3 protein-coding genes are annotated in these 6535 nt (G+C 48.3%); all 3 read right to left on the bottom strand.

Translation table 11 applies throughout. The features are described 5' to 3' along the window. The coding region (locus QZT80_RS19000; RefSeq protein ID WP_295125711.1) for an SGNH/GDSL hydrolase family protein at positions 1–1736 on the bottom strand (1736 nt) is incomplete at its 3' end. A 69-nt stretch (positions 1737–1805) separates the two neighbouring features. Beyond that, complete coding sequence (locus QZT80_RS18995; protein ID WP_295125708.1) at positions 1806–4679, bottom strand: SGNH/GDSL hydrolase family protein; 2874 nt, start codon at positions 4677–4679, stop codon at positions 1806–1808. A gap of 473 nt (positions 4680–5152) precedes the next feature. Continuing rightward, the gene (locus QZT80_RS18990) at positions 5153–6052 is read right to left on the bottom strand and encodes a hypothetical protein (RefSeq protein WP_295125705.1); all 900 of its coding nucleotides are present in this window, start codon (positions 6050–6052) and stop codon (positions 5153–5155) included. Between the last annotated feature and the right edge of the window lie 483 nt (positions 6053–6535).

Raw genomic sequence — 6535 nt, 5'->3', positions numbered from 1 at the left:
TTGGTTTTGGAAAGCCCCCTTACACGCAGCTTAATACCGTCGGCATAGTTAATGGAATCTCTGTAAATGTACATGTTATCATACACCGCCTCCATTGGATAATCGCCTACACTGGCTTTAAAACCATCGTAGTTGATCGCTTTGGTGAAGGTGCTGCCGAAGTTCCCGGTGGGGTTCCCGGTAATACTAACAGAGATCGGTGTAGGGCGATTGGTGGTGGTGACGAGATTAGCCACACCAGTACCATTAAGAAAACCGGCCCCGGTGGAAACCCCAGTCCAGTTATTCCATGTCTTGCCCCAGCTATCGGGCGACTGCGCCAGTTTGCCGTCGGCGACCGAGCTGCCGTTTACCGTGTTTACGCCATTACCACCTACATCGATGAGTACACGGTGCATAAAGTCGTTACCGTGAGTAGTCGCCGGGGCAAGCATGCCCACGCGCGAGGTCATAAAGGTAGAGTCAGACAGTAATGCTTTCACCCTGAAATAGATCAGCCCATTTCTGGGTCTGTTGTATGTTTTTCTCACCAGGCTCACATCAGTTACTACATCGAATTGCGCCCAGGTGGTGCCATTGTAGGAAGTATCAACGGTATATTTTAATACGCCGATGATCGGCTGGAAATAGGCTTTAAGTTTTTTGAAAAGATTGTTACCCACAATCTGAACGCCGGTGGGCGAAAGGGTAACACCATCGCCATTGTCGTACTGCGGCAAAATTCCCGCCGGACTGGCAGACAATGGATCGTATAAAGGCGCCATGCCTTCTACAAACCGATCAGGCCAGGCATTACGGATGCTGTCTGCCAGTTCCTGCAGGTCGCGCTGGTCTTCAGCTCCATAGGCAGATGCCGGTTGCGTGGTTTCAAAAATAACAGGCACGCCTGAAGCAATGGCAATTTCATCGAACATGCGGAGATTTGCCATTGACTGTGCTACAGACAAGTCAATAGCGTCCTGCGTGGGTAGGGACACAAAAATAATGTCGGGGTTAGCAGCAAGGGCGGCATCTATATTGCGTCCATTGGTGCCGTTCAAAATTGTTGGTACAACTGCATTGCTATTCAGGCCAGCTAACGCATAATTCGCCCATATCGGAAATATGGTGGAGCCATTCAGCCAGGCGCCGATCCTGTCGCCCAGCCGGTTCGGTGCTGCAAGGCCCTCGCCTGCCAGCATAGACGAGCCAATGCCGATGAACCTGGGGTAATTATACAGGTTGGTATGATTGCTTGCCCAGCGCAGCGTAAATGTGTTATTGCCGTTATCGAACACCCCGGCATACAGCGCCTTTATGTTCGAACCGGCTAATGCTGCCGTTGACCTTTCCACATCTGCATAGCCTGTAATGCCTTCTATAAAAATCAATTCATTAGCGGCCAGTGACGGGTAAAAGGTGATGGTGCCTGTTTCAGGATCTACAGCTATACCGCTGGTATAGTCGGGGTACTGCAACAGCCCATTCCTCCATACTTTGATATATTTCCCTATCAGCGACGAATCACTAAAGGAGCTCACCCCCGCAGCGGGGTAATTGGGTGCGCCCACTTTAAACTGGAGCGCCTTTCCTACTGGCTGGAACGAAGTCTTGCCGTTGTCTTTGTTATACAGGAAACCGCCTTTTTGCTGGCTGCTGTTTTGCAGTACCAGTTCGGCATTCATAATCGTAACGGTATCTTTCGATATCTTCAGCGATACCTGTTGTGCATGCGCAGCAAAACCGCACATCAACATACAGATAATTAAAAAACGTACACTACTAAGCATAAGTATCTTTCAAAAATTTAAACCACCTGCACCTCTTTACTGCTCCTCAACAATGAGCGCATTAATAAAAGAAGTGGAACCGTATGGATGAGCGCCCGCAGGCACGTATACATCAATGTAAATGAGTCCCGCACTGTTGGGAGAAATGTCCGTGTACACGGTTTTACCTGTCCGGGCAGCGCTTTCGTACAAGCCTTTATTCTGGTATGCATCGTGCCATTGGGATGCTCCGTTGATGGCGTAATAACCAGACTTCGGTGCAGTAGCCCCTTTGCTGGAGCTACGTGAACCCACTATAGTTATCCTGTATTTTTTAGAAGGAATAAGCCCGGATATCCTGAGGTTGTGCGCTTCTGAAATCCCGGTGTAGTTATACCAAAAACCTTTAAGTACTTCGTCGGGCACACCACCGCTGTTATTACCGGTTACCTCTCCATCCGTATTACTGCCGTTGGAAGGCCCGAGAGGTGCCCAGGTTGCTGTGGAAACGGAGCTGATGCTCCAGGGGGCTGTAGTTGCGTTAGCAGTGATAACTGCCTGGCTGGGTTCCCCGTATAAATTAACCCAGCCGGGTACAGGGTTAGCTGCTGTGGCCGAAAAATATACGCGCATCGCAGGTTTAGGCGAGGCCGGGAAAACCGACACGGCTACTTCGTCTACGATATTAGACGTAGCGGTTGTTAGTTTGAGTTTGAATACATACACGCCATTAGACAACCCGGCGATCACCGTATTAGCCGTGTTGCTGCTACGAATGTTCGCTACAGACGGGCCACTTACCTGTGTCCATTCATAGGTGTTGATCGCGATATTGTTCGTTTCAATACCAGGTACCAGCAATAAGGAATCTTTCGGAAGAACGATCGACGTGTCATTGATCGTCAGCCATGGTGTGAGTGGCAAGGTACCCGTGATGCCGATGTCAAGTACGCTGATATGAGCGTAAGTGGCATTTCTTGGCTTAATGTAGATGTCGGCCGAATCAACGCCCGTTATAACATGTGTGATCGCGTTATCATAATCGCCCGGTTGCATGGGCTGGTAACGTGTTTCCATTATCTTGGCCGCAGTCCAGGGTTCGTTGCCAACTTTACTTTGTAAAAAACGGTTGCCGTCTGGTACAACGATCCTGGTGCCTAACATTTTTATTTTGTAGGTATTACCGGACGACAGGCCTTTTACTCTCAGGATCACCCCGTTTTCACCTACATTACCTGCATTTACGAAAAAGTTGTCGCGTACTGCCTCTGCAGGATAATCGCCAATATCTTTGGCTATGCCATCAAAGTTTAGCGCCTTCGTGGTAAATGATCCATCTGTCGCCGGTGTGCCAATAAGCTCCACCGTTAAAGGAGTTGGACGGTTGATGGTTGTTACGAGATCCCTGATATTGGCGCCATCCCTGAAGCCCAGTGCGCCGCCGGAACCAAACCAGTTATTCCAGTAATTCCCGAATTTATCAGGCGATGCAGTTTTTCTTCCACCGGGAAGGCCCTGGTTAATATCCACCGTATTCAGATTATCGCCACCGAGGTCAATCAGTATGCGATGGTCGGGTTGTATCACTACTTTAGGAGGTAATAATTTTGCGATAGTCGAGGTTACAAACTCAGCAGCAGCCTTTTCGGCACGCACCCGGAAATAAATCAGCCCTTGCCGTGGCTTAGTGTAAGACTTCTTTACAACATTCCCGCTCTGTATCACATCAAACGGCGCCCATTGAACACCGTCGTAGGATGTGTCGATATAATACCTGCTTACACCGCTAATCGGCACGAAGTAATTCTCCAACACCTTAAATACTTCCAGGGAAAGCGCCAGTGTTCCTGTTGCGTTTAGATGCAGGCCATCGCCAGAATCAAATAACGGATTTAACTGTCCCGGCGTATTCGGATCTACTACTACCGCCCAGCCATCCACATGGCGCTTGGGCCATGTTTGCCGGATACTGTCGCCCAATTCCGTTAAAAGATGAAGGTTGCTGCCGATGCTGTTGCGTGGTTGTGTGGTATGAAAAATAATGGGTACTCCCCTGCTCTTCCCAATACTATCGATTTGCCTTAATCGCACCATCGACTGAGCTACAGGTATCCCATTGGCAGCATCATTGGAGTTCAGGCAACAGTAAATGAAATCAGGGTTCATTTGCATGGTAGTGGAGATCGTATGTCCAGGCACACCGCCCATCTCCATGGGCATTACATCTTTTGTTGTAAACCCTCCCACTGCCACGTTAAGCCATGTTGGCGAAATAGCCGAAGAGGACAACCATGCTCCAATTCGATCTCTTAAACGGTTAGGCGCTTCTGTACCCGTTCCTTCGAGCGTCGAAGAGCCTATGCCGCCCATGACGGGCCTCTGGTACAGCGAAGAATGGTTGGTAGTCCACCTGAGTACAAAAGTATTATCGCCGTTATCGAAGATACCGGCATGCAGTTCATTCAGATTATTTTCAGGCAGGCTGTCTACGGGGGCTTCCTCTTCAAAACCAATAGCCGTTTCAATATACACACGATCTGTATCCGACAGCGGAGGGTAAAAGCTTATCACGCCAGTTTCCTTATCGATCAACACGCCCCTTGCATAGTTACGATACTGCAGCAGGCCGTTACGCCATACTTTTATGTAGGTATTTACCAGTTCAGGATTACTGAAGCTAGATTCTCCAACGGCGGGAAACCCGGCATCGCCAGGCCTGAACTGAAAGGTTTTCCCCAGTTGTTTAAACGAGGTATTTCCGCCATGGGCGTTATACAGAAAGCCCTTGACTTCCTTTGTTCCATTTTCGATGATTAACTCGGCATTCTCAACACGCACCGTGTCCTTCATTACCTTCAAAGGCGTGATTTGTGCAAAGGAACTGGTACTGCATAGCAAAAGCAGCCAGATGAGCAACAATAAATGTCTCATACTGATGTACAGGGATTTTCGATTAAAATACAGGCAACGCCGATTCTCTGCGTCAAAAAACGACGCAACGAACATTCATCATCTGGGTTGCAAAAACCAAATGCAACTTCCTTCGCGGAAGCAACTTTGGGTATACTTTAAGAAATTGTAAACCGGGCCAAACATGCTAGGGCACGAGGGTGGATTATTCAGCTACTAATTTCCATATGGTATGGGTATAATTGACTCGTAACAAACTGAGGCAACACAAAGCCAAACAACTAAACCGGGCACTCATTAAATGTCGGGTACAAAGAAAGACGAAAATTTTATGTCTGCAAAAAAAATATTTATTACCTTTTTTTAAACGATCTGATATTAAAAGCAGCCATCATGCATGCGCATTCGCCATCGGAATATTTTATTGGCGGGCCTGGCCGAATATTCGATCAGGGGACACTAGCCGCTAAATTTTATGCTATCAAATATATTAGCTAACCGTCCGGCAGACTCCATCCCGGCGCTATTATGCCCCGGGGCTTCGATTCCCGCGACACCAGCAACACCTTTAATGTCCGCTTCTCTTCTTTCTTTACACCTTTTGTTTTTACCAATTGTGCCCCTGCAGGCGCTCCCGGTGTCTCATCGTTCACCGCCACCAACACCAAACTATTATAACTATTATTCGTCAACGGATACACCACCCCACGCACTTCCTGCACAAAGTAAATCCCCAGCACGGCGAACATAGGCAAACTTCCCGATGCAGGCAGCTGCATGCGCAACACCATTTCATCCAATTTACCCGAATCTACCGGTATCATGTTTGTTTCCATATAGGCGGATGTATAGGTACGGCTATGAAAGTCTACCGCTGCGGCAGAGCTATGGAGAACGAAATGCGTAGCTCCCGGCGGCGCATACACACATACCGATGGATTGAAAGCAGCTACATAAACCCTCACCTCCCCACTCCGCCTGTCTACCTCCACCTTATGCTGCGCCATCAAAGTAGTGCCCAATGCGCTTCTCCCATTAAACTCAAAACCCCGCAACTGCGACAACCCCGCCTGGTGAAAACTCCTTGACCCGGCGGGGTTCTTTACATCAGTTTTCAGCACCTTACACATCAGGCTCGTCAGCCTGTTGTACATGCCGTTGTCTGTTACATGGCAAAGGCTTTCCCTCAGTGAATTACGCAATGTTTTGCCAGCCCGGCTGGCGTTTACAAAGTCGGCCAGGCTGCCACGGGTGTTCTCGAATTCCGGTGCCTTCAACACCTGATCGCGTTTGGGTCCGCGTTTACGGCGCACCTTAAACCCATCGGCCATCCTGATAACCGTAAGGCCGCCCAGCAGTTCTTCGAGTTTCGCCTGTAATTGTTTCCCGTTCATCGAATGATCATCTTAAGTAAAAGGACTGTTACACCGGCCGTCCCTTTCGCCACTAATGTAAAAATAGCGGCTTCACCGCGACTGGAAAAATTGCGTGTCGTTTTTGTCGTAATTGTCGTTTTTTGTTTGCAATTAAATGGTATTCAAACATTTGCCATATCGTTACCGGATGGTGTTAAATACTACGTCTATACTGCGCTAATTCTACATAAATGCTGCGATTATTCTACTTCAATGTGCCTGCACACCGGTAACAACGTGACACTCTTTTGCACTCATCCATTTTATAACGGCATCATTAATTTTGGAATGTATCTTACATACTTGCTGGCGGTAATCTACCGCGGCGTTCCATCACAAACTGATATATCAATGATGAAGATCCACTATGTCATATACCTGGGCTGCCTGCTTGCCGCAGGCCCTGTTAAAAGCCAGCAGGTACAGCAAACTACAGCTACTAAAGAAATCCCTTCACTCAAA

Origin of the sequence: uncultured Chitinophaga sp., assembly GCF_902168175.1 — a bacterium.
Taxonomy (GTDB): Bacteria; Bacteroidota; Bacteroidia; order Chitinophagales; family Chitinophagaceae; genus Chitinophaga.
The sequence above is the reverse complement of the archived record's forward strand: the minus strand, read 5'-3'. Positions and strand labels throughout refer to the sequence as shown.

Bases quoted from the DNA above. Each gene is read 5' to 3' on its own strand.
- QZT80_RS18990 (WP_295125705.1), bottom strand. From the start codon at position 6,052: ATGAACGGGAAACAATTACAGGCGAAACTCGAAGAACTGCTGGGCGGC.
- QZT80_RS18995 (WP_295125708.1), bottom strand. From the start codon at position 4,679: ATGAGACATTTATTGTTGCTCATCTGGCTGCTTTTGCTATGCAGTACC.